Genomic DNA, 23,397 nt, shown 5'->3' with positions numbered 1-23,397 from the left:
TTGCTATAGACCACATTTAAGTTTAAATATGAACACCCCGAATCAGACGTATGAGCAAACTAAAACCGAGCTAATTGCTTAACTCGGTTTGAAGTGGAATACTGTCAATCTATTTCAGGACAAGACATCATTAGTGTTTATGACGCATATGCGGGAATAAAATTACATCACGGATACTTGGTGCATTCGCAAAGATCATTACCAGGCGGTCAATACCGATCCCTTCACCTGCTGTAGGAGGCAGACCATATTCCAGAGCTTCAATGAAGTCAGCATCATAGTGCATTGCTTCATCATCACCCGCATCTTTCTCAGCAACCTGCGCCTGGAAGCGTTCAGCCTGATCAATCGGGTCATTTAATTCTGAGAAGCCATTTGCCAGTTCACGACCACCGATAAAGAATTCAAAACGGTCTGTAATATGCGGATTTTGATCATTACGGCGAGCTAGTGGAGAAGTTTCCGCTGGATATTCAGTCACGAATGTAGGCTGACGTAGTTGAGTTTCTACCGTTTCTTCAAATACGATGGTTTGCAGTTTACCCAGACCAAAACCTGGTTTTACCTGTTCTTTCAGTTCTTCCTGAATGAATTTCGCCAGGAACTCACGGTCATTGACATTTTCTGGAGTGAACTGTGGATTGTGCTCAAGAATGGCGTCAAACATTGAGATCTTTTTAAATGGTCCTTTGAAGCTAAAGACTTCATCGCCATAAGGCACATCAGTGGTACCCAGAATATCAATTGCCAGTTTTTCCAGCATTTGCTCTGTCAATTCCATCAGGTCTTTGTAATCTGCATACGCCTGGTAGAATTCGATCATAGTGAATTCAGGGTTATGACGAGTAGAAACACCTTCATTACGGAAGTTACGGTTAATTTCGAATACGCGCTCGAAACCACCCACAACCAGACGTTTCAAATAAAGCTCAGGTGCAATACGCAGGAACAACGGCATATCCAGTGCATTATGATGCGTTTCAAATGGACGCGCAGATGCTCCACCAGGAATTACGTGCATCATCGGGGTTTCAACTTCCATAAAACGTTTGTCGTTCAGGAAGCTACGAATACCGGCAACAACTTTGGCACGAACTTCAAAAGTTTTACGGGTTTCTTCATTTACGATCAGATCAAGATAACGCTTACGATACTTCACTTCAGTATCAGTCAAACCATGGAACTTGTCTGGAAGTGGACGTAATGATTTTGTCAGTAATTCAAAATGCTCGATATGAACATACAGGTCGCCTTTACCAGAACGACCAATATAACCTTCAACCGCAATGATATCGCCCAGATCCAGACCTTTGATCGTTGCAAGTACTTCTGGCTCAAGCTCTTTACGTGGAACATAAAGCTGAATACGACCGGTCATATCCTGAATCACGATGAATGAACCGCGGTTCAACATCACACGACCTGCTACTTTTACATGAACGTGTTCGCCAGCTTCAATTTCTTCTTTAGATTTATCAGCAAACTGGTCTTGTAAATCTTGCGCATAATGTTCACGTTTAAATGTGTTTGGCCATGGGCTAACACCAGTTTCTTTTGCGTGGTCTTGAATCTGCTTTAACTTGGCATGACGCTGTGCAATTAAATCGTTTTCGGAAATGATTTGTTCAGAAGTCGATTGAGCGTTATTTTGCGTCATCTCTGCCTCGGATAAGATTAGTTAAAAAATAGAAGTTGCATAGAATAGCAGAAATCTGCATCAAATCGTAGCGTAAAGACTTCCCACACGTGGCTTTTCTTGAGAAAAATTTCTGGATATATGAAATTTTTAAAAACAAATGATTTTCATTATTTTCAGTTTCGAATTTTATGATTGGTTTTTTAAAATATTGCCCAACTTTTATTAGATGAAAGTCCAAGACCTCAACCTTCTGCACAAATTATGCCTTTATATCTCATATCAGCTTAGACCAATAGCTAACTGCTTCCTCGAAATAGACGTTTTACAATAATGACCATATTAGAAGGTGGTGTTTTAACACCCTGACCACGACTTTGCCATGTCCGATAAAAATGAGTAAAAATATGTCTAAAATATTGTTTTTTCATGGCTTGGATTCGTCAAAACAGTCCACGAAATTTCATGCAATTGATGCAATGCATAAATATTGTATAGATGTGGATTATCGCAATCTGAGTTACCAGTCGGTAGCTGATTTCTACCACGAAATGGTTGAAACCATTAAACCGGATATTCTGGTCGGACATAGTCTGGGCGGTTATTGGGCGCTAAAAATGTCACAAGCTCATCAGATCCCTTGTGTGATCGCGAATCCTAGCTTGCAACCAAATTTCCGCGATGATTATCCTGCGATTTGTGACAGTGATTTGCAGCATGATATTCCGCAAATGGCCTACCTGGAATTAGGCGATGAAATTTTGGATATGCATGCAGCACAGGCACAGCTTGAAGATTATATGCAAATTCATGCCATTGAAGGTGGTCATCATCGTCTGGAACATCCCGAACAGATTAACGACCTGATTCAGGAAATTGAATATCATTTTATCCGGCAATAAAAAAGCCCCAATAGTTGGGGCTTTTTTGATCATTCAGACTTAAGCAACTGCAGCTTCAGGCTGAGATTTATCATCAAGTACTGACCAGATATCTAAACCTAATTCACCGTGTAAATCTGGCAGATCAAGGAAGATGCTCGCACCTAGAACCTGATGCTGACATTTTTCAGCCAATTCATGAACTGCTTTCAATGTACCGCCAGTTGCCAGTACATCATCCACAATAATCACTTTTTGTCCCTGAACTTCTGCAGACATTTCCAGACGGTCCAGACCATATTCAAGGCTATAACCTACACCTACGACTGGAGGTGGCAATTTACCTGCTTTACGAACCAGTAATAAGCCTTTGCCAGTACGCTGCGCCAACAGGCTTGCCAGCACAAAACCACGTGCTTCCACTGCCACAAAGCTGTCTACTTCAGCAAGCTTTTCTTCAGGAATGCTGGCAATCAGAGCATCAGTTAATGGACCCAGATTATTCATGAATAATGGAGTCAAATCGAAGAAACAAATGCCTGGTTTTGGGAAATTCTGGACAGTACGAATGTGAGACCACAGAGAAGTAGACAAATTGCTCATGGGAGATCTTTAAACAAGGAAAGGAATAGGTGAATTTTAAACTAAATTAACAATGTGTAACAACAACGACTGTGCAATATTAAAGCAGAAAATAATAATAACCAATTGATTTAAATATATAAATTTATTTTAAAAAATATTTAATAAAGATTAGGCTAAGTCTAAGTTAACTGATTTTAATCATTTTTTCTGCCCGACTTTGGTCTACAACTTAAAATCTAAGCCAGAAGCGTGTTTTATAAAACTAAGAATACAACTCTTTGCCTAACCTTAAATATATTTCTAGTAATGAAATACCTAGGGACTGACCTTTCTGCTGTTAATTTCACTGATTAAACTTTTATTCGCTTTACTTTATGAATAGAACTGCGTAAAAATTTAGCCAAATATGTTTACTATTAAAAGTCATATTCTTTAGGGTCTTGCCATTTGTGGATTTTAAGCTGACAGCTACAGTTGGTCAGTTTTGGAGAGTTATATGAAAAAATATCAATGCATCGTTTGTGGATGGATTTATGACGAGGCAGAAGGTTGGCCTCAGGACGGAATCGTTCCTGGAACCAAATGGGAAGATATTCCTGATGACTGGACTTGTCCAGATTGTGGTGTTTCTAAAGTCGATTTTGAAATGATTGAAATCTAATCATGTTCTTTTAAAGACCATATTGAATGGTCTTTTTTATGTCCTTTATACCTGAAAAAAACTAATTTAAAAAAGCATGGAGAATCGTATGCATCCTATCGTCATCATTGGTTCGGGCATGGCGGGCTATGCTGTTGCTCGTGAGTTTCGCAAACTCAACCCAGACCATGAACTTGTCATGATTTGTGCTGATGATGCGACTAATTATGCAAAACCTACGCTTTCTAATGCTTTAGCAGGAAACAAACCACCAGAACATATCCCTTTGGGTGATGCAGAAAAAATGTCAGCGCAGCTGAAAATGCGCATCGAAAAAAACACTTGGGTCAAAGTGATTCATCCTGAACAACATCAGCTAACTTTAGAAAAAGACGGTCAGGAAAGCACACAGGATTATTCTAAATTGGTGGTGGCTGTGGGTGCCAATCCAGTACGCCTGGCCATTGCTGGTGATGCGAGCGACGATATTCATATGGTGAATAACCTGACTGACTATAAAGCTTTCCGTCATAATCTGGCAGCCCGTGAAGATAAACGTGTGGTGATTCTAGGCGCAGGCCTGATCGGCTGTGAATTTGCCAATGACTTGCAACATACTAATCATCAGGTCACCGTGATTGATCTGGCACCCCAGCCTTTAGGTCGCTTATTACCAGCTCATGTCGCAGATGCTTTCCAGCAAAATCTTGAAGAGACGGGCATTCATTTTGTACTGGGGACAACAGTCGAAAAAGTCTCTAAAGTTGAAAATGGTGATTATCTGGTCACACTTGCCAATGGCCAGTCGGTAGTTGCTGATGTGGTGCTGTCTGCTGTGGGCTTACAGCCGAATATTTCTGTCGCAAAAGAAGCCGATATTCATACCAGTCGCGGGATTCTGACAAATACAAAACTAGAAACCAATCAACCCGACATTTATGCAGTAGGCGACTGTGCGGAAGTAAACGGAATGCTTTTACCATATGTCATGCCAATCATGCAGCAGGCCCGTGCCCTGTCTAAAACATTGAATGGCGAACATACTGCAGTTCATTATCCAGCGATGCCAGTTGCGGTCAAAACACCAGCTGCGCCATTGACTGTCCTTCCTGCTCCAGTTGATGTCGAAGTAACTTGGGAAAATGAAGAGTTTGATGACGGTATGCTGGCCAAAGCCTTTGATGCCAGCGGTACTTTACGTGGTTTTGTCCTGCTTGGTGCCACTGCTGCCAAACAACGCCTGGCATTGACCAAGCAGGTTCCTGACTTGATTCCAGCTACAGTTTAGATGTTTAATACAAAGGACATTTTTTAAGCGAAATGTCCTTTAATCAGGAAATATATCATGCATAGTGCCCTGCAGTTCAATCATTCTCCGTATACCGCTTTCATGCGTGAAACCAAGGTCGATCTTGGCAATGGCATCGAATTGCACGTAGAAGTCGGAGGAAATCCTGAACACCCGACTATTCTGCTAATTATGGGGCTTGGGGCACAGATGCTGTACTGGCCGGACTTCTTCTGTAAATCTCTCATTGATCAGGGCTATCATCTGGTGCGTTTTGACAACCGGGATATTGGTTTATCTTCCAAGATTCACCATAAAGGACCTCGCTTAAACACCTTAAAAATGATGAGCCGTTTTGTACTGGGTTTAGGCAATCAGGGCGCGCCTTATACACTGTATGATATGGCAGATGATGTACATCTTCTGATTGAAAAAATGGGACTGGGTCAGGTCTATGTGCTCGGTGCCTCTATGGGCGGCATGATTGCCCAGATTCTGGCCGCACGTTATCCTGATAAAGTTAAAAAAATGGGCTTACTGTTTACCAGTAATAACCAGCCACTGTTACCCCCGCCTTTTCCAAAGCAACTCTTTAGTTTAATTGACAAACCCGCTTCCACAGATGAAGATGGCATTGTCGATCATAGCTTGAAGCTGTTTAATATTATTGGCTCGCCGGGTTATGTGAATCATCTGGAAGCGATTCAGACCGCCCGTAAGTTATATAAGCGAAGTTACCATCCAGCGGGTGTACTTCAACAGTTTTTAGCAATATTATGTACGGGTTCATTGCTGCAACTGGACAAGCAAATCCAACAAGAGACCCTGGTGGTTCATGGTGCTCGTGACAGATTGCTGCCTCCTAGTCATGGTAAGGCTGTTGCAAAAGCAATTTCAGGGGCTAAATTTGAATTAATTGATGGAATGGGGCATGATATCCCTCCGCATTTTATTCCATATCTTAGCGAATTATTTGCTGATCATTTTAAATCATAAACATTAGGACACTATGGCTGCATTACCATCCCTAAGACAGCTGTCATACCTCGTAACACTGTCTGAGACGCTGCATTTTACAGAAGCTGCTCGCCGCTCATTTGTTACCCAGTCAACTTTGTCTGGCGGTATTATGGAGCTGGAGCGTTTACTCGGTGGCGTTCTTGTTGAACGCGATCGCCAGAATGTACGTTTAACGCCGCTTGGTGAACAAGTGGTTGCACGTGCCCGTGTTCTACTGGCTGATGCTCAGGACTTAATGCGTTTAAGTCGTGAAATGAGTGAACCATTAACCGGTGATCTGCATCTTGGCGTTATTCCAACCATTGCCCCTTTCATCCTGTCACAATTTCTGGATGAAGTGCATCAGCAGCTACCGAAAATCCAGCTACATCTAAATGAAGCTCAAAGTGAGAAAATTGTAGAGAAACTGGAGCATGGTAATCTGGATATGGTGGTGCTAGCGCTGCCTTTCGATACCCGTAGTCTGAAAGTTGCTGAAATTGCCAAAGAGAACCTGTATCTGGTGCATCACAAATCTGACCAGAATGCAGCTCAAGCCAAATCTCTGGAAGATCTGGATCTGTCTCGCCTGATGCTGTTGGAAGAAGGTCACTGCTTGCGTGATCATGCATTGAGTGCCTGCCCGATTGGTGAGCGTAAAAATGATCATCGCCTGAAAGCAAGTTCATTACCGACGTTGATCGAAATGGTGTCTGCTGATCTTGGTTTTACCTTGTTGCCAGAAATTGCGCTGCATACCAATATGATCAAAGCCAATCCGGATCTGCGTATTAATCCAATCAATGCTGCGCCAAGCCGTACTCTGGCACTGGTCACTCGTAAGAGCACACCGCTACAAAGCGAGTTCGATGTGTTAGTACAAATTTTGCAAAAAATTACTGCCCACGATGCAGCTTAATTAAGCCCTAATAAAAAAGGAGCACTTAGATTGCTCCTTTTTTATTGCCTGTGTCTTCTGATAAAGTAAATTTTTATAAATTCAGTCAATTAAAATTATCCGAAAACCAATTTTTAAACTTTAACTATTTATAATATATAAAAATTAAACCCCTATTTTTTGGGATTGGCATTAAGAATAATTTAAGCCAAAATACATCCGTATATTAATTACTCTCGGGATAAGATTTCTTTGGCCTTATTTTTGCTCGCACCCGTATTATTGGTGCAACCTTATCCACTACCGCTCTCTTCCAATCTTGATCTTGCATTGCTACAGCTCGGTTATCAACCGGATATGCTGTCCTATACCGATCATCTGTGTGCTTAATCCCATATTGAACAGTATCTTCCCAATCTAGTGCTATATGAGATTCATGAGAAAGCCCAACTCAAGAATCTTTATACAATTCGAGCACGAATCCAGATTCCTCATCTGATTGTAGTTTTAGCTGATGATTCAGCTGAAATGATTAATTTATTCTTGTCATCTGGCGTGGATCGATATCTGATTGCATCGCATCCTGTTTCAAAAGTAGTAGCAGGCCTGAAAATCATCCTACGAGGTGGTGCCGACCTACATCCTGAATTAGCCCGTTATTTAGTGAGTCAGGAAACAAAAATACATTTTTTAAATCAGACTGAAGTACAGATTTTAAAGTATTTCAGCCAAGACCTGACTTTGGCCGAAATTCAAAACAGATTAAGTCTGCACGATTACCAGATTTATGCTGCTATTCGCAAAATCTATCAAAAACTCGCGAATCCATTTATCCATTCTCAAAATTAACAAAATATAAAAAAGGCTGAATTATCAGCCTTTTTAGTTTGCATAGAGTTATTTAAAGGTTTCCAGCAAGGTACGCTGTGCATTATGCGGTTGTTCACCTTCTGCAACTTGGGCACGCACCCAGGTTCCATCTCCTTGTAACAACCAGGCCTGCTGATTGTCTTTCAGGTAATTTAATAAACCTTGCTGGTAAATGCGTTTCTTTAATGCTTCGTCTTCAATCGGGAAACAGGCTTCTACACGATTAAACAGGTTGCGGTCCATCCAGTCCGCGCTTGAGCAATAAATCCGAGAATTACCATTATTGCTAAAATAAAACACGCGTGTATGTTCAAGGAAACGGCCGACGATTGAACGTACCCGGATATTCTCTGAAAGTCCCGGTAAGCCTGGACGCAGACAGCAAATCGAGCGGATAATTAGGTCTATCTGTACACCTGCTTGAGAAGCTTCATACAGTTTATTGATCAGTTGCAGCTCAGTTAAAGCATTGACCTTCACGATGATCTGGGCTTTCTTGCCCGCTTTGGCATTGGCAATTTCATTATCAATATAGTTGATGAGCTGGGCATGCAAGGTAAATGGTGCATGGAGCAGCTTTTTCAGCTTGGCCATTTTCCCCATTCCGGTCAATTCCTGAAAGATACGATGCACATCTTCACACAGATCCTTGTCCGTGGTTAAGAGACCATAGTCGGTATAAATTCGCGCATTGCCGGCATGATAATTCCCGGTACCCAGATGTACATAACGCACCAGCTTGTTATTTTCTCGGCGTACCACCAGAATCATTTTGGCATGGGTTTTATAGCCGACAATGCCATAGACCACGACCGCCCCTGCCTCTTGCAGTACATTAGCAACTGCAATATTGGATTCTTCATCAAAACGAGCACGCAGCTCGATGACTGCAGTCACTTCCTTACCGTTACGGGCCGCTTCTGCCAGCACCTGCACGATCTCGGAATCTGGACCACTACGATACAATGTCTGCTTGATTGCCAGTACCTGAGGGTCACGTGCTGCTTCACGTAACAGCGTAATCACTGGTGCAAAAGATTCAAATGGATGATGTAGCAAAATATCCTGCTTCTGCATGGCACTGAAAACATTTTCAGATTTCTTCAGTACTTTAGGCAGAATTGGCGTATGTGAATCATAACGTAAATGTGGACGTTTGAAGTTGGAAAGTAACCGCGCCAGATTAACCGGTCCTGCCACTTTATAGAGCTGTTCTTCATCCAGATCAAATTCTTCCAGCAGATATTCATAAATATGCTGCGGACAATTTTCAGTCACCTCCAGACGGACTGCACGACCAAAACGGCGTGAACTCAGTTCACCTTTTAAGGCTTTGGCCAGGTCTTCAACATCTTCATTTAAGGCCAGATCGGCATTCCGGGTGACACGGAATTGGTAACATCCCGTCGCGGTCATGCCCGGGAACAGATCAGACACATGTTCATGAATGATGGCGGATAACATCACATGATGTTCTTTACCATCAGTCAGTTCATCCGGTAAACGCACAACACGTGGCAATGAACGTGGCGCAGGAACAACCGCAAGATCAATCTGACGGCCAAAGGCATCTTTCCCTTCGAGCGTCACAATAAAATTCAGGGATTTATTCACCAGACGTGGGAATGGATGTGCCGGATCAAGGCTAATAGGCGTAAGAACTGGAGCAACCTGTTCCTGAAAATATTTTTTCACCCAGGCCGATTGTGCCGGTGTTAGCTCTCCACGGCGCAGGAAGCAGATATCTTCCTCACGCAGTTTAGGCAAAATCTCTTCATTTAAAATACGGTACTGGCGTTCAATGGCGGCATGCGCTGTTTCGGCAATCTGTTCTAATACTTGTTTTGGTGTTAAACCATCCGGACTGCGGCTTTCATTACCCAAATCCAGTTGTTCCATGACGCCAGCCACACGAATTTCAAAAAACTCATCCAGATTACGTGAAAAGATCAGTAGAAAATTCATGCGTTCCAGCAAAGGATGCAATGGATCAACCGCCTGTTCCAGCACTCGCAAATGGAAATCCAGAATAGACAGTTCACGATTAATGTAACGATCATTATAAGTATATTCGGTTGGTGCCGAAGTCATACTGGCTGCCGTATTCATATCAAACCTACGCTATTTTCAAGTCTTGCTTATTGCTTTTAGTATGCTTCAAATTAATGACATTTTCATAAAAAAAGCCCAAATATTTGGGCTTTATCTTGGTATTTTTATTTAAGGGATTTCAGCATAGCGCATATAACGCTGAATCATACCTTTACGTGCTTTTAGGGCTGATGCATTACGATGATCTTCAAAATATTTTGGATTGGTGAGAATCGCTGCCAGGAAGATGGCCTGATCACGAGTCAGGCTCTCTGCAGTCTTACCAAAATAATGTTTGGCTGCCGCTTCTGCTCCATAGATATTGTCTCCAAACTCAATCGAATTTAAATACACTTCCAGAATACGCTCTTTAGACCACATGCGTTCCATCATCCAGGTCGCGACAGCTTCCTGACCTTTACGCAGGAATGAACGCTTGTTGACGAGGAACAGGTTTTTAGCCAGCTGCTGGGAAATGGTTGACCCTCCTGCCACAACACGGCCTTCATTCTTGTTACGGCTGAGTGCAGTCTGAATACCATCCCAGTCAAAGCCATGATGGTGCATGAATTTTCCATCTTCTGCCGTCACTACCGCCCGCTTGAGATTGGTACTGATTTCATCATAAGGGCGCCACTGATGTTGAATGGGTTTGGAGGGTTCAGTCCAATAATCGATCCGCATCATCATGGTGGTATTCACCGGATTGGTTCGCCACCAGGCTAAACTTGCAAAAATCCACAGTTGAACAAGTAGAATCACACTGACAATCACGAGAAGGGTGCGGGTCAGAAAGGCTTTCATGTCAGTGCGTTACTCCTGAAAATTCAATTTTTCGTGTTAAGCTTATTCGAAATATACAATCACAGCAAAAAAATAGCATGCCTGAATATTCTCCCCCAACAACACATCGCAAACTGGAAATGCAGCTCTGGTGGATGACCGCACTCCTGATCTGTATCAATGTCGGCCTGTTTGGCTGGCAGGTTCTGAATGGGATGGATATCACACAGCCAAGTTCTCCAGATGCCATTCGCTGGGGAGCAGATTATGCACCTTTAACGTATTTAGCGGAACCCATACGCCTGTTTAGTAGCATGTTTTTTCATTTTGGCTTAATTCACCTGATGTTGAATATGTGGGCACTGTATATTTTTGGTAGTGTTGCTGAACAAATTTTTGGCCGGATCTATTTTACAGGTCTTTATATTTGTGCCGGCCTGATGGGTAGTTTGCTCAGTGGCTATATGAGTATCCAGGACAGTTATGCCTTAATCGAAGGCGGTGTAGCCAATCCTGGCTTATTGCCGGGTGTTAGTGCGGGTGCTTCGGGTGCAGTCATGGGTCTCGGTGCCTCCCTGACTGTTCTATCTTTACTGCCAATGTTGCCCCGTCAGCCTTTTATTCTGGATAAAAAAACGCTCGTAATGATCATGGGCCTTAACCTGGCGATGGGCTTTATAATCAGCGGAATTAACAATGCCGCACATATTGGCGGCATGATCATGGGGGCCGGACTAACAGCGCTCTGGTATCTTGGTCAGAAAATGCAGCGTGGCCGTTTGGTCAGTCTGGTTGCCTTACTGCTCGGCGTCGCTGCCTGTATCGTGCTGTATCAATATAATCTGGCTTTGCTTGAACCGATCCGCCCACTCTGGCAAGAGATTTTACAAATGCTACAACAGCAGTTGGCGGATCAACCTGCAAGATAAATCTTATTGATTCATCTCACGCAGGCTTTGCAAGGGCGGAATTTCGGAAAGATAACTCAGACGATAACGCCCAATCAAGGTACATAACACAGTCATAAACACAGGTAAGATAACCCAGATTTCCCAATGAGGCTGGATGATCAGATCCATCTTATAGCTGGCAATGGCGCTGATCACTTCTGCAAACAGACATGAAACAATACCGGCGAATAGTCCGATAAAACCGATTTCCAGACTCATCATGGTTTTCAGCTTCTGTTTGGAACTACCAAAAGACCGGAGCAAAGCCACTTCACGTTTACGTTCATCCATGAGCAGGTTTAGACAGGCCATCAGTACCAGAAAACCGGATACGCTGACCAGCACAGCCAGAATGGTAATGATCTGCACCAGTACATTCACAATCCGTTTGATTTCTTCCAGAATCAGGCTGACATCAATAAATACCGTATTGGAAAACCGCTGAACCAGATTCACCAGTTTATCTTTATCTGTTTCCGGTACATAGAAACTGCCCAGATAACTGCCCGCATTGGCATCCATAGTATTCGGTGCAAAGATAAAGAAGAAGTTTGGACTAAAACTTTCCCACTCTACTGTTCTGAGGTTCACCACCTTGGCCTCAAGTATGCCTTCAGGCAAGCTAAAACTGAGCTTATCCCCCAGTTTGATGCCCAGCTCTTGTGCAGTATTGGCTTCGACCGAAACTTCACCCGGCTGTTTCAATCCTGCCTCCCCTTGCACAATGACATTATCCTGAGGATAGCGGTCCGATTGAGTCAGATTCAGTTCACGTCTTAAGGTATTACTCTCTTTGACCAGTTCAGCAGCAAAAGGATGATCATTTTTCGCCACCAGACGCCCGCGAATATTGGGATAAAGCGGCGTGCTTTTCCAGCCATTCTGTTCTAACTGAGCTTTTAAGTCAGGCATATCAAAAGGCGGCAGACCATAGACAAACTGGTTGGGTGTCCCTTCCGGCAACTGTTGCTGCCATCGATCAAGTAAATCTGTACGCAGTACAGCCAGCACACTGATCAAGCTGAGTCCAAGGGCTAAAGCAGTAATTTGTAAAGCGGTCTGATACGGTGTCCGCACATAGGCAGATAGATTGAATTTCAGATTACGCAGCAGTTTTAAAATACTCCAGACCGTAAAATACAGTACGGCGCAAAGCAGAATAATGGCCCCAATCACCCAAGCTGTCAGCACGATATTTTCCGTTAAAATCACACTGAAAATAATCAGACTTAAGGTTCCGGTCAGTAACATCCACAACATCGAATGGACGGATTTTTCCTGCTGACGAATGACCCGAATCGGAGGAGTATTTAAGAGTTGAAATAGACTCGGCATGACAAAGCCCAGTAACACCACTGCACTGGTCAGCATGGCAATTGGCAAGGGCCCCAGCAGCATCGCCGTAGCAGAGAACTCAAGCTGCAAGTTTGGAATAAGCTGTAGCATGAGCTGCAGCAAGCCATAACCCAATGCAACACCTATCACGCTACCAATCAACATGGCGATTAAAAGCACTAAACCCAGCAAAGCCAGATAAGCGGCTAGAATCTGATTTTTGGTCGCGCCAATACAACGCATCAGGGCAATATGATCCTGGTTCTGCTGTACATAACGTTGTGCGGTTAAAGCAATGGCAATCCCGCATAATAAAATGGTGAGAATATTCGCCAGTTGCAGAAAAGTATCCAGATTGGCAATTGGTTTCATTAAACGGGTATTGCCTTCGCTGGCATTACGCAAGCGTAGACTGCCCTGCTGTTCCAGTTCTTGTCCCTCAACCTCAGCCTCTACTTCATCTGAAGTCCCATTTTCAGATTTTATCTTCTGCTTGAACCAGGTTTCATATTGCCGGGTATCGGCTGGATTGCCTGCCATTAATAAACGGTAATCAATCCGGCTACCGACCTGAATCGCATTGGTGCGCGCCACTTCTGACTGAGCAATAATCACAGTCGGCGAAAAGCCAGAAAAACCCAGCTCCTGATTAGAATCCTGCTCAATTTTTGCAGTAACCTTAAATTTGGCATCGGCGATATTCAGTTCATCACCCAGTTTGACCTTGAGCAGATCCATGGCCCGTGAACTCAGCCAGATTTCCCCCGCTTGGATTTTATCTGCTGCAGGCTGAACCCGTAGCTCTCCTCGTAAAGGAAAAGCCTGATCAATAGCCTTAACATTGACCATGACAAACTGATCATTGGTATAAGCCATCGTACTGAAAAATGTGACTTCAGATTGCTGTAAATCGAGCTGCCTGGCCTGATCACGCCATTCCTGAGCTAGCGGCTCATTATCAGAAAGTACCAAATCTCCCGCCAGCATTTCAGCTGCCTGTAAAGCAACGGCATTCTGAATCTGTTCATTACTGAACTTTAGTGCCGTTGTGGCACTAATCGCTAAGGTCAGCGCGATGATTAGCAGATAAATCCCTGTCGTATTAAAACTTTGTCTGAGTAAAGGACGAAAAAGATGCTGCATATCAGCCTCCACTCGCATGTTCAATCAGCTGACCATTGACCAGTTCAAAATGACGCTGGCATTGTTGGGCCAGATCAGGATCATGGGTAACCAGAACCAGCGTGGTGCCTAATTCGCGATTTAACTGAAAGAGCAGCTGTTCGATTTCTTGGGCAGTTTCCCCGTCCAGATTACCTGTCGGTTCATCAGCAAAAATGATTTTGGGTTCACTGACCAACGCGCGGGCAATGGCGACACGTTGCTGCTCCCCACCCGACAGTACTTTCGGTGTTTGCTGAGCCTGACGGTCTAATCCGACCTTTTGTAGCAATGCCAGCGCCTTTTGTTCGGCATGGCTATATTTAAAATCTGGCTGTAAACGTAAAGGCAGCATGACATTTTCAAGTGCCGTAAGATGAGGTAAAAGCTGGAAAGACTGAAATACAAAGCCAATATTTTTTAGCCGGACTAAAGCACGCTGTTCTTCATTCAAGTTCGATACCAGCTCTCCACAAACCGTTAACTGCCCGGAACTAGCCTGATCCAAAGTGGCCAAAATGCCCAGTAAAGTTGACTTTCCTGAACCGGAACGCCCAGTAATGGCGACCTGTTCTCCAGTCAAAATTTCCAGCGAAAGATCTTCAAAAATAGTCAGTTGTTTTTGTGAAAGTTGTATCTTTTGTGTCAATTTCTGGGCAGAAATAATCGCTTGTGGCATGATGGTCGAATCGTTGCTGCTTTGAATCATACGTGTCCTATATGAAAGATCTAAATCAGAAAAATCGTGTATTGCCTTGCCTGGTATTCTTTGGACTGTGCCTGATTCCTTTTAGTCTGTCGGCAAAGACCATTATGATTGTGGGTGACAGTATAAGTGCTGGTTATGGCATGCAACCACAGCAAGGTTGGGTACATTTATTACAAAAGCGTTTGGACCAACACTATCCGAAACAGCATAAAGTGGTCAATGCAAGTGTGAGCGGTGAAACCACCAGTGGTGCCTTGGCAAGGCTGCCGAAACTGCTACAGACGCACCGTCCAGATATTGTGGTGATTGAGCTTGGCGGGAATGATGGCCTGCGTGGACAGCCACCCCAAATGATTCAAAAAAATTTAGCAGCTCTGGTACAACAAAGTCAGAAAGCCAAGGCGAATGTGGTTGTTTTTGGAATGAAAATGCCACCAAATTATGGCCAGGCATATAGTAAGGCTTTTGAAAATAACTATAAGGTGGTCAGTCAGCAGTATAAGGTCAAACTACTACCCTTCTTTATGCAAGGCGTCGCTGGTAATAAAAGTCTGATGCAACAGGATCAGATTCATCCCAACACCAAAGCCCAGTCTATTTTATTAAATAATGCTTATCCTTATATTAAAGGCGCCCTCTAAGGCGCCTTTAACTGAATCAAATCTTAAAGTTTCCTTAGAAGTCAAAGAAAGTTACTTCACCGGTTTCAAGTGAATATTCTGCACCAACCACCTGTAGCTTACCTTTAGCAATCAGGCTTTCCAGAACTGCAGAACCATGACGTAACTGGTTTACTGAAGCAAACACATTGGAGCGCACTGCATGTTTAGATAATTTATTCAGGTCATCTTTCAGTTCAGTCTGCATTAGAATTTCAACTGATGGACGTACACGGTTCACGATTGACATCAGATTTGCAGATGGCGGTGTTGCTGGATTGGTTAATGCTTCAATGGTTGAATGAATAGCGCCACAATGCGTATGACCCAAGACAATCACAATCGGACAGCCAAAGCTTTCTGCTGCGAACTCGACACTGCCGACCTGAGACGGTGCAACAATATTACCTGCTACCCGAATGACAAACAGATCACCCAGACCCTGGTCAAAGACCATTTCTGCAGGTACACGTGAATCTGAACATCCTAAAACAATAGCAAATGGTTCCTGACTTTCTGCCATTTCAGCACGTTGCTGATGCGATAATAATTTTAAATGCTGCGTTTCACCATTGACAAAGCGCTGGTTACCCTTTTTAAGACGATCTATAGCTTCCTGAGCTGTGAGCATTCTTTTTTACCATCGATGTTTTTAGTGGGAATATCTTACTGCTAGATTTTTTGAATGTCACTTGCAAAAAAAATTAGCTGTAAAATTTTTAGCGCTTTGATGATTTCTTGTTCTGGGAATTTTTCTGTGAAATTCATCACGTTTTTTGAGCAGTTTTTCTGCTCAAGCTAATAATTAACAGATGTACAATATTAAGGAATGCTTTAAAATAAGTGAAAGATTACGATTTGATTCATCTATAAATTGCAAATCGATAACACGGAAGTATTTTGAGCGTTTTTGCTCAGTTTTTTCAGGGGACAGTGCTAATGAAGAAAATAATAAAATTGCGCTCAAAAATTATCTATTCCACTTTAGTCGCTCTGGGTCTTAGCCTATCTAGCCTGAGCCATAGCCAATATCTGTTTACGCCACCGAAAGCCAAATCTGCCGAAGTTTTACAGCTTTACCTGAGCCAGCAACGCATCCAGGCGGGTCTACAATCCAAAACCTTGAAAGTCGGGGATGTGACTTGGAGTTATAGCGAAGGCGGTGCAAAAAACAAACCCTCGATTATCCTGATTCATGGCCTAGCAGGCACACGCGACAATTGGAATCGTGTCGCCCAGTTTTTGACTCCGTATTATCATGTCATCATTCCGGATTTGCCGAGCAATGGCGATACCCGGATTCCAGCAGATTTTGACTTGTCTGTACCCAATGTCACTTCGCAATTACGTGCTTTTGTCGAAACCCTGAAGATTGAAAAGAATCTGCATGTGGCCGGTCATTCTTTGGGCGGCTCAATTGCGACAGTTTATGCATCCCAATACCCTTTCGATACCCAAAGCCTGTTTCTAGTAAATAGTGCCGGCATCTATAAAATGGGCAATACGCCTTATACCAAAGACCCACATGCGCTCAAAGATCTGATTGTCAGTAAACCGGGCGATCTGGAAGATGTCTCCAAACAGCTGATGCAGAATCCACCAGCGATGCCTTACCAGTTAAGACATGCGCAGGAAAAACTGTTGATTGCCCGTTCGGAACAAACCAGCAAATCGATTGATCAGGTGGTAATGCTCAACCGGCTGTATACGCCTGATACCTTTGCCCGTCTGACCCGTACAGTGGAAGCCCCGACTTTAATTTTATGGGGAAAACAGGATCGAATTATTAATGTCGAAGTGGTGAAAGAGCTATATTCTTTATTGAAACGTGCTGAAACTCCGGTAATTTTAAATAATGTTGGTCATATGCCGATTCTGGAAGCAGAGAAACAGGTTGCCCAACATTATTTGCCTTTCCTGGCCAAGACACAGACCCTAAAAAATCCACTTGCTGATAAACTCATTCCTTTCAATTAAGTTTCAGAGAAGTTATGCAGAAACACCCGATGATTGAGCAGTTGATTGATGCTCAACTTGATTTTCTTGATCAGGTATTTTCTCAATCTGAAACCATTCAAAGCGAGTTTCATGAGTTTTATCTCTGGTTGCGCAAGCAGTCGCTTAAAGATCTGTGGAGCTGTGAACTGATCAATCAGCTACTACAAAAGCAGATTCTGGATACTGCTGCCAGTTCTTTTCTGATTGAGCAGATTGCCGAACATATCCGGTTCGCATTGGTTCATCCAGCCAATGATACAACCAAAATTGCAGATGTCATTCCGGTACTGACCATTGATAAAATTGCACAATATGTGGCCAGCAAAAGTGGTCATCGTCAGCGCCTAATCAAAGCGGTGGTGAATAATCCTGCTTTTTCAGCCATGATTACGCAACTGATCCAGCATTCGATTCAGGATTATCTGGATAATTCTGTGATTGCCAAGAGTGTTCCGGGCGTTTCCCGCTTCATGAAAATGGGCAAATCTGTTCTGGAAAATGTTACGGATTCCAGTCTGGACAATACAGTTGCCCGTTATTTGCAAAAAAATATTTTAAAACTCAGCCAAATGAGTGAGCATGTGCTGAACCAGCACTTTGATGATGACAAGCTGTACCATTTTCAGGCCAATCTCTGGCATAAGATCAAAGACATGCCACTTTCTGTGCTCAAAAACTATATTGAAACCCAGGATCTGAACCAGACGGTAAGTTTAGGGCACGAGATCTGGGATCATATGCGTCAGACAGAATATATGCAGCAGCAACTGCATGACGGGATTTATACCTGGTATGTACGCAATCAGGAACATACCTTTGACCAGTTATTGCGTGATTTAAATATTGATGAAGCATTGATTCAACATGAACTGAATGAATTGCTGGCACCGATTATTCAGCAGATGATTCATCAGGGCTATTTGCGTGAACGTGCCCGTGCCTATCTGGAAAAATTCTATTATGCTGAAAATACCTTAAAAATTTTAAAGATTGAAGACTAAAAAAAGCCGCTTCAAAGCGGCTTTTTCTATTAGTTATTTTTAGAATTTAGCATTCAAGCTGATACCGTAACGACGGCCATCCAAAAGCTGATCGCCATCAATATCTTCAGCTTTTTCATCAAGAACATTATATACGCCAAATTTACCTGTTAAATTCGGGCTAAATTTGTAGTTAAAACCGACATCTACAAACTGATAACCAGGATTAGGTTCAGCCATAGAAGTACGGCTCAAGTACGCTGAGGTTTCAGAACGATAGTGCAAACGGCTCCATACATTCAGTGCATCATTTAAATCATAATCCACGCCGATATTAAACATATGTTCCGGCATCTGGTTCAGTGGCTGACCTTTAAAATCACCCGATTTAAACTCTGAATTGGTATAGGTATAGTTGGCAGTTAAAGTCGTGTAATCATTCAGGTCAGCTTCTACAGTAGCTTCTACACCGCGAATTTCTGCTTTATCGACGTTAATCCGCTCACTGATAAAGTAGAATGGAATATCCCCTTCGAAACAGCTCCAGTTCTGCCAGTTATTACGGTTTGTGGTTGTACCGTCAGTATCGGTTTCACAGGCACGAACTTCCGTAATCCGGTCTTCATATTTGGTGATAAAGCCTGTAAGCGAGGTATTGATATAATCATTTTTCCAGTTGAAACCTAATTCAGTCGACACGCTTGATTCAGGTTCCAAGTCCGGATTGGCACGGATAATGCCACGACCTGTCGGTAATGGCGAACCGCCACCACCCGTCACGCTATAGAAGCCTTCAGTAGCTGCACGGATATCAGGCTGTTTATAACCGGTTGCTACACCGCCTTTTACAACGAAATTATCATTCACAGAATAGACGCCATAAAGTCGTGGTGATAAATGGCCGCTATAGTTTTCATCGTGGTCATAACGTAAGCCAGCCGTTAAATCGAAACGATCCGTCATACTCCAGGTATCTTCGAGGAAGGCAGCAGCAGACCAGCGTGTGAGCTCACTAAATTCAGGCGCATTTGGATTACGGTTCGTTGCTTTATCGACCAGTTTTTCATCCTTGAAATATCCTCCGAAGGACAAGGTATGATCGCCTAATAACCAGTTCCACTGACTGTTCGCCGTCCAGGTATCCAGCGTGATTCCTTTAGTCCCCAGCTCGGTATTGCCACGATCTGGGTTCTTTGAATTTTCATACTGAATATAGGATGAGCTGTCCAAATTATCGCTATAACGGCCATTATGTGTCACTGAATAAACATTACGGTAATTACGCGAGAAAGAGTCTTCTGCCCCTTGAACTGGCTCTACCGTTTTTCCTACTGATGTCGTCGATTCCTGCTGAACAAAATTGGCTTCAAGCTGTACATCATGATCATCATTAATTGCATAGGTCAGACGTGAATTTAAGCTTTCACGTTCTGTTCCACGGAAACCGCCCACATAATTATCTTCTGTACGTTCTTGTTTATTAACTGCCAGTTGCAAGCCAAGCTTATCTGCAATTAAAGGGCCTGTCAGATAGGCAGAACCATTTTTAATGTCACCTGAACGGTTACTGTCCTGAACGATGGTTCCTAATTCAACATTCCCAGACCATTCATCCGATACTTTTTTGGTAATGATATTGACTACCCCACCCATCGCATCTGAACCGTATAGCGTTGAAGCAGGACCACGGATAATTTCAATACGCTCAATGGCAGCAATCGGTGGCAGAATATTTTTTTCAAAACCGCCATCATCACCATTCGGGTTCACATCCTTGCCATATTGACGTTTACCATCTACCAGGAACAAAGTGTAGTTTGAGCTCATCCCGCGGATACTAATGGTCTGTGCAGATCCCGCACCTGAAACTACTACCCCTGGGGCATTACGTAATACATCCGTAATATCGTTATATTCGCGTTTATCTAATTCTTCACGATCAATCACTGTAATGGATGCTGGCGCTTTAGCAAGATCCTGCTCATAGCCTGTTGCAGTCACCACAATCGTTTGCAGTTTTGTTGCTTCAGCTTGCGGAACAGCTGTTTCTTCTACTGCAAATGTATTACCCGTCATCGCTGTAAATACAGCAAAAACTATAGTCGATTTTATGAATGGCTTAGTCATGCTTTATACGCCCCAAAGTCATTTTGATGAAGAAATCATGTTGAAATTGTCACGCATTGTATCAAATGTAACTATAAATACAATTAGTACTGATAATTATTATCATTATTAAATCTAGATAAAAAAATACCCCGAGCATTCGAGGTATTTCTTACAAGCTAATTTTATTAGAGACTTATTTGAAATAAGCACCTTCAGCTTGGGTATGGTCAGTTTGGTCAACCACACGTGCCAATTCAGGAATATGCTGTTTCAAGGTCGTTTCAACGCCTTGTTTTAAAGTCACATCAATTGCTGAACAACCCTGACAACCACCACCAAATTTAAGAACCGCAGTTAAGCCATGCTCAGGATCTTCAACCACTTCAACCAGTGCACAGTTACCACCATGACCTGCCAGACCTGGGTTAATTTCTGACTGAAGCACATAAGTAATACGTTCTTCTACAGAGGCATCAGGACCGACGCGTGGCACTTTAGAGTTTGGTGCACGGAAAGTCAGCTGACCACCAAAACGGTCTTTATTGTAGTCAATAACTGCATCTAGCAAGTATGGAATTGACGGAGAGTCAATATAGGCCGGAAAATCTGGATATTCCTGCTTATAGTCTGTAGGTACAACCTCATCAGGTGCACTATAAGCCATGCAACATTCAGCGCGCGGTGTACCCGGATTTTCTACAAACACACGTACACCAATACCTGGTGTATTCTGTTTGTCCAATAGATCCTTTAAATACTCTTGTGCTGTCGGTGTAATCAAAAGATTTGGAATTTCTTCTGCAACCGGAGTGTTGCTGTTCTCAGTCGACATAACAATAATTTCCTCAAGCTGAAGCTGCTATTTTAACTGAAGATGCGGGGTAATTATAAAAATTCAACTAAAATTGTCGGATTTATTATAAAAGTCGCACTTTAGATTTGTTTTAATGGCATGATCATTGTCAAATAGATAGAACCAGAATTACTTATATGCTTGATTTACCTTTTAATCATACTGTCACTATTATTCTGATCACCTGTATTGTTTCTTTTATTGCTTTTTCAAAAGAAACGGTAATGAATCGTCTGATTTTCTGGCCGCCTGCCATGCAACGTGGTCAATATGACCGTTTCATTACCCATGGTTTTATCCATGCAGATGGCACGCATTTACTGTTCAATATGATCACGCTGTTCTTTTTCGGCAGCATTATTGAAAGTTTTTATCGGCAGTATTTATATGATCTGGGCTTTATCCTGTTTTATCTTGGTGGTCTGGTTGCAGCAATTTTGCCAAGTTATCTGAAACATAAAAATGATGCGCGCTGGGCCAGCTTAGGTGCTTCGGGAGCAGTATCCGCGGTTTTGTTCGCTTACATTCTGTTTGAACCATGGAAATTGATTTTCGTGTTCTTTATTCCAGTCCCTGCGATTATTTTTGCTGTTTTATATGTGGCCTATAGCATCTGGTCGGGCAAACGCGGCAACAGCAATATTAATCACAGTGCCCATCTTTGGGGTGCGGCTTATGGTGTGGTGATGACGATTATTCTGGAGCCACGACTTATTCCGCATTTCCTGAATAAACTGACTCAAATCCCCTTCTAAAGTTTTGAATGGTTAAGGGATAGCCATTATCCCTTTTTTAATAATTCACATATGAAAATGATTTTCATTTCTAACAATTATGCTAATCTTGTCGCGAATTTAGAGGAATAAACATGAAATTTAAGACTTTAGCATTTGCCACAATATTAGGACTGACGACTTCCTTTACAGTTTCTGCACAGGTCACTTTCGACTATAAAAACCAAAATATTCAACTCAAAAAAAACCCGAAAAAGATCGCAGTATATGACCTTTCGGCACTGGATATCTTGAATACACTAGGGCTTGAAGCTCAGCTGGTGCCTTCTGCAAGCTTTGCAGGCAACTTAAGCAAATACCAGCAGGACAAATTCACCAAAGCTGGTTCTCTGTTTGAACCGGATCTCAATGTACTAAAAGCTGCTAAACCCGACCTGATTATTGTCGGTGGCCGTTCGGCTTCTAAAGCCGAGGCAGTTAAAGGTATTGCTCCGACTTTAGACCTTTCTCCAGATACTAGCCAATATATTGTCGATCTGACGGAACGTACCCATGTCTTGGCTCGTGCATTTGGTAAAGAGAAAATTGCTACTGAAAAGCTCGGTAAAATTGCAACGCTGCAGCAACAGCTTAAAAAGCAAACTGAAGACAAAACTGCACTGATGTTGTTTGCGGTTGGTGAAAACTTTATGCCACATGCAGAAAATGACCGTTTTGGCTTTGTTTATGAATTAGCAGGTTTTAAACCAGTCTTGGATCCATCTGAACAGTCTAATGCACCCCGTCCAGAAGCCGGCTCTCCGGAAGCATTGAAAGCAGCGGAGAAAAATGTTCAGCGTATTACAGCAGCCGTTGAGAAGAATCCTGATTACATCATTGTCCTGGATCGTGGTGCGGTGAATACCCAGAAATACACCGCTCAGGATAATATTCAGAAACACCCTGCCCTAAAAAATGCCAAAGCCTTGGCAGAGAAAAAAGTGATCTATTTGAATGCTGATGCTTGGTACATCACTGGTGCGGGTTTGGACAATACCGCTTTCATGCTGGAAGAACTGATCAAAGGCACAGCGAATTAATTTTTAACCCATTAATAAAAAGGAAGCTTCAAGCCATTGCTGTCCCACAATTTTTCACAAGAGGAAGCTCAAATGAGCTTCCTCTTGTTTTATGGGTATTTTATCGGGTGAAAATAAAGCTTTTAAAGTTCTTCTTTCAAACAAATTCACTTGAATTAT

22 protein-coding genes are annotated in these 23,397 nt (G+C 42.7%); 13 read left to right on the top strand and 9 right to left on the bottom strand.

The annotated features are described in order from the left end of the window. Positions 1-130: 130 nt before the first annotated feature. The gene (gene lysS, locus ACEWB7_RS13365; RefSeq protein WP_034704199.1) at positions 131-1,657 is read right to left on the bottom strand and encodes a lysine--tRNA ligase; all 1,527 of its coding nucleotides are present in this window, start codon (positions 1,655-1,657) and stop codon (positions 131-133) included. 386 nt (positions 1,658-2,043) lie between these two features. Between lysS and ACEWB7_RS13360 the strand changes: the two genes are divergently transcribed. Next, positions 2,044-2,538, top strand: a complete 495-nt coding sequence (locus ACEWB7_RS13360; RefSeq protein ID WP_034704192.1) for a YqiA/YcfP family alpha/beta fold hydrolase — start codon at positions 2,044-2,046, stop codon at positions 2,536-2,538. A gap of 39 nt (positions 2,539-2,577) precedes the next feature. Here ACEWB7_RS13360 and ACEWB7_RS13355 read toward each other — a convergent pair whose 3' ends face one another. After that, positions 2,578-3,120 carry an adenine phosphoribosyltransferase gene (locus ACEWB7_RS13355; RefSeq protein ID WP_004783009.1) on the bottom strand — a complete coding sequence of 181 codons (543 nt, stop codon included), beginning with the start codon at positions 3,118-3,120 and terminating at the stop codon, positions 2,578-2,580. A 478-nt stretch (positions 3,121-3,598) separates the two neighbouring features. Between ACEWB7_RS13355 and rubA the strand changes: the two genes are divergently transcribed. The 6 genes from rubA to ACEWB7_RS13325 all read left to right on the top strand — a co-directional run bounded on the left by rubA (position 3,599) and on the right by ACEWB7_RS13325 (position 7,776). Then, on the top strand, positions 3,599-3,763 hold the full coding sequence (gene rubA / locus ACEWB7_RS13350) for a rubredoxin RubA (protein WP_004783011.1): 165 nt from the start codon (positions 3,599-3,601) through the stop codon (positions 3,761-3,763). 88 nt (positions 3,764-3,851) lie between these two features. Continuing rightward, entirely contained in the window at positions 3,852-5,030 is a 1,179-nt protein-coding gene (gene rubB, locus ACEWB7_RS13345) for a rubredoxin reductase RubB (RefSeq protein WP_034704190.1), read from the top strand. Between the two features lie 57 nt (positions 5,031-5,087). Continuing rightward, on the top strand, positions 5,088-6,026 hold the full coding sequence (gene estB / locus ACEWB7_RS13340) for an esterase EstB (protein WP_034704187.1): 939 nt from the start codon (positions 5,088-5,090) through the stop codon (positions 6,024-6,026). 13 nt (positions 6,027-6,039) lie between these two features. Beyond that, complete coding sequence (oxyR, locus tag ACEWB7_RS13335; protein WP_411580895.1) at positions 6,040-6,948, top strand: LysR family transcriptional regulator OxyR; 909 nt, start codon at positions 6,040-6,042, stop codon at positions 6,946-6,948. Positions 6,949-7,179: 231 nt separating this feature from the next. Beyond that, a complete protein-coding gene (locus ACEWB7_RS13330) occupies positions 7,180-7,317 on the top strand; it encodes a hypothetical protein (protein ID WP_249365089.1) in 138 nt (45 codons plus the stop codon). 138 nt (positions 7,318-7,455) lie between these two features. Next, the gene (locus ACEWB7_RS13325; protein ID WP_262738813.1) at positions 7,456-7,776 is read left to right on the top strand and encodes a hypothetical protein; all 321 of its coding nucleotides are present in this window, start codon (positions 7,456-7,458) and stop codon (positions 7,774-7,776) included. Positions 7,777-7,824: 48 nt separating this feature from the next. Here ACEWB7_RS13325 and ppk1 read toward each other — a convergent pair whose 3' ends face one another. Beyond that, complete coding sequence (ppk1, locus tag ACEWB7_RS13320) at positions 7,825-9,906, bottom strand: polyphosphate kinase 1 (RefSeq protein ID WP_262738812.1); 2,082 nt, start codon at positions 9,904-9,906, stop codon at positions 7,825-7,827. Between the two features lie 111 nt (positions 9,907-10,017). Next, positions 10,018-10,692: a monofunctional biosynthetic peptidoglycan transglycosylase gene (mtgA, locus tag ACEWB7_RS13315; RefSeq protein WP_262738811.1), complete on the bottom strand. Its 675-nt coding sequence runs from the start codon at positions 10,690-10,692 to the stop codon at positions 10,018-10,020. 77 nt (positions 10,693-10,769) lie between these two features. Here mtgA and ACEWB7_RS13310 point away from each other — a divergent pair, with 77 nt between their 5' ends. Beyond that, positions 10,770-11,600 carry a rhomboid family intramembrane serine protease gene (locus ACEWB7_RS13310; RefSeq protein WP_411580894.1) on the top strand — a complete coding sequence of 277 codons (831 nt, stop codon included), beginning with the start codon at positions 10,770-10,772 and terminating at the stop codon, positions 11,598-11,600. Between the two features lie 3 nt (positions 11,601-11,603). Here ACEWB7_RS13310 and ACEWB7_RS13305 read toward each other — a convergent pair whose 3' ends face one another. Next, on the bottom strand, positions 11,604-14,099 hold the full coding sequence (locus ACEWB7_RS13305; protein ID WP_312319001.1) for an ABC transporter permease: 2,496 nt from the start codon (positions 14,097-14,099) through the stop codon (positions 11,604-11,606). A gap of 1 nt (position 14,100) precedes the next feature. Further along, complete coding sequence (locus ACEWB7_RS13300) at positions 14,101-14,826, bottom strand: ABC transporter ATP-binding protein (RefSeq protein WP_312318999.1); 726 nt, start codon at positions 14,824-14,826, stop codon at positions 14,101-14,103. Positions 14,827-14,837: 11 nt separating this feature from the next. On the opposite strand from ACEWB7_RS13300, the gene ACEWB7_RS13295 reads away from it, so the two are divergent. Continuing rightward, the gene (locus tag ACEWB7_RS13295) at positions 14,838-15,467 is read left to right on the top strand and encodes an arylesterase (RefSeq protein WP_312318997.1); all 630 of its coding nucleotides are present in this window, start codon (positions 14,838-14,840) and stop codon (positions 15,465-15,467) included. 34 nt (positions 15,468-15,501) lie between these two features. Here ACEWB7_RS13295 and ACEWB7_RS13290 read toward each other — a convergent pair whose 3' ends face one another. Beyond that, positions 15,502-16,116: a carbonic anhydrase gene (locus ACEWB7_RS13290; protein ID WP_175967045.1), complete on the bottom strand. Its 615-nt coding sequence runs from the start codon at positions 16,114-16,116 to the stop codon at positions 15,502-15,504. Between the two features lie 308 nt (positions 16,117-16,424). Between ACEWB7_RS13290 and ACEWB7_RS13285 the strand changes: the two genes are divergently transcribed. Further along, positions 16,425-17,462, top strand: a complete 1,038-nt coding sequence (locus tag ACEWB7_RS13285) for an alpha/beta fold hydrolase (protein ID WP_180033964.1) — start codon at positions 16,425-16,427, stop codon at positions 17,460-17,462. Positions 17,463-17,476: 14 nt separating this feature from the next. Beyond that, entirely contained in the window at positions 17,477-18,484 is a 1,008-nt protein-coding gene (locus tag ACEWB7_RS13280) for a hypothetical protein (protein ID WP_312318994.1), read from the top strand. A 39-nt stretch (positions 18,485-18,523) separates the two neighbouring features. Here the strand turns inward: ACEWB7_RS13280 and ACEWB7_RS13275 are convergent, their stop codons facing one another. Further along, positions 18,524-20,590, bottom strand: a complete 2,067-nt coding sequence (locus ACEWB7_RS13275) for a TonB-dependent receptor domain-containing protein (protein WP_312318992.1) — start codon at positions 20,588-20,590, stop codon at positions 18,524-18,526. 175 nt (positions 20,591-20,765) lie between these two features. Further along, positions 20,766-21,404, bottom strand: a complete 639-nt coding sequence (nfuA, locus tag ACEWB7_RS13270) for a Fe-S biogenesis protein NfuA (RefSeq protein WP_004783039.1) — start codon at positions 21,402-21,404, stop codon at positions 20,766-20,768. A 158-nt stretch (positions 21,405-21,562) separates the two neighbouring features. Here nfuA and ACEWB7_RS13265 point away from each other — a divergent pair, with 158 nt between their 5' ends. Both ACEWB7_RS13265 and ACEWB7_RS13260 read left to right on the top strand, forming a co-directional pair. Then, positions 21,563-22,180, top strand: a complete 618-nt coding sequence (locus ACEWB7_RS13265; protein ID WP_004783040.1) for a rhomboid family intramembrane serine protease — start codon at positions 21,563-21,565, stop codon at positions 22,178-22,180. Between the two features lie 113 nt (positions 22,181-22,293). Further along, positions 22,294-23,238 carry an ABC transporter substrate-binding protein gene (locus ACEWB7_RS13260; RefSeq protein WP_312307625.1) on the top strand — a complete coding sequence of 315 codons (945 nt, stop codon included), beginning with the start codon at positions 22,294-22,296 and terminating at the stop codon, positions 23,236-23,238. Positions 23,239-23,397: the final 159 nt, after the last annotated feature.

It is taken from the genome of Acinetobacter sp. NIOH-H-8 (assembly GCF_046635365.1).
In the GTDB taxonomy this organism is placed as follows: Bacteria; Pseudomonadota; Gammaproteobacteria; order Pseudomonadales; family Moraxellaceae; genus Acinetobacter.
Note: the sequence above shows the minus strand (reverse complement) of the source record. Positions and strands in the feature narration are given on the sequence as shown.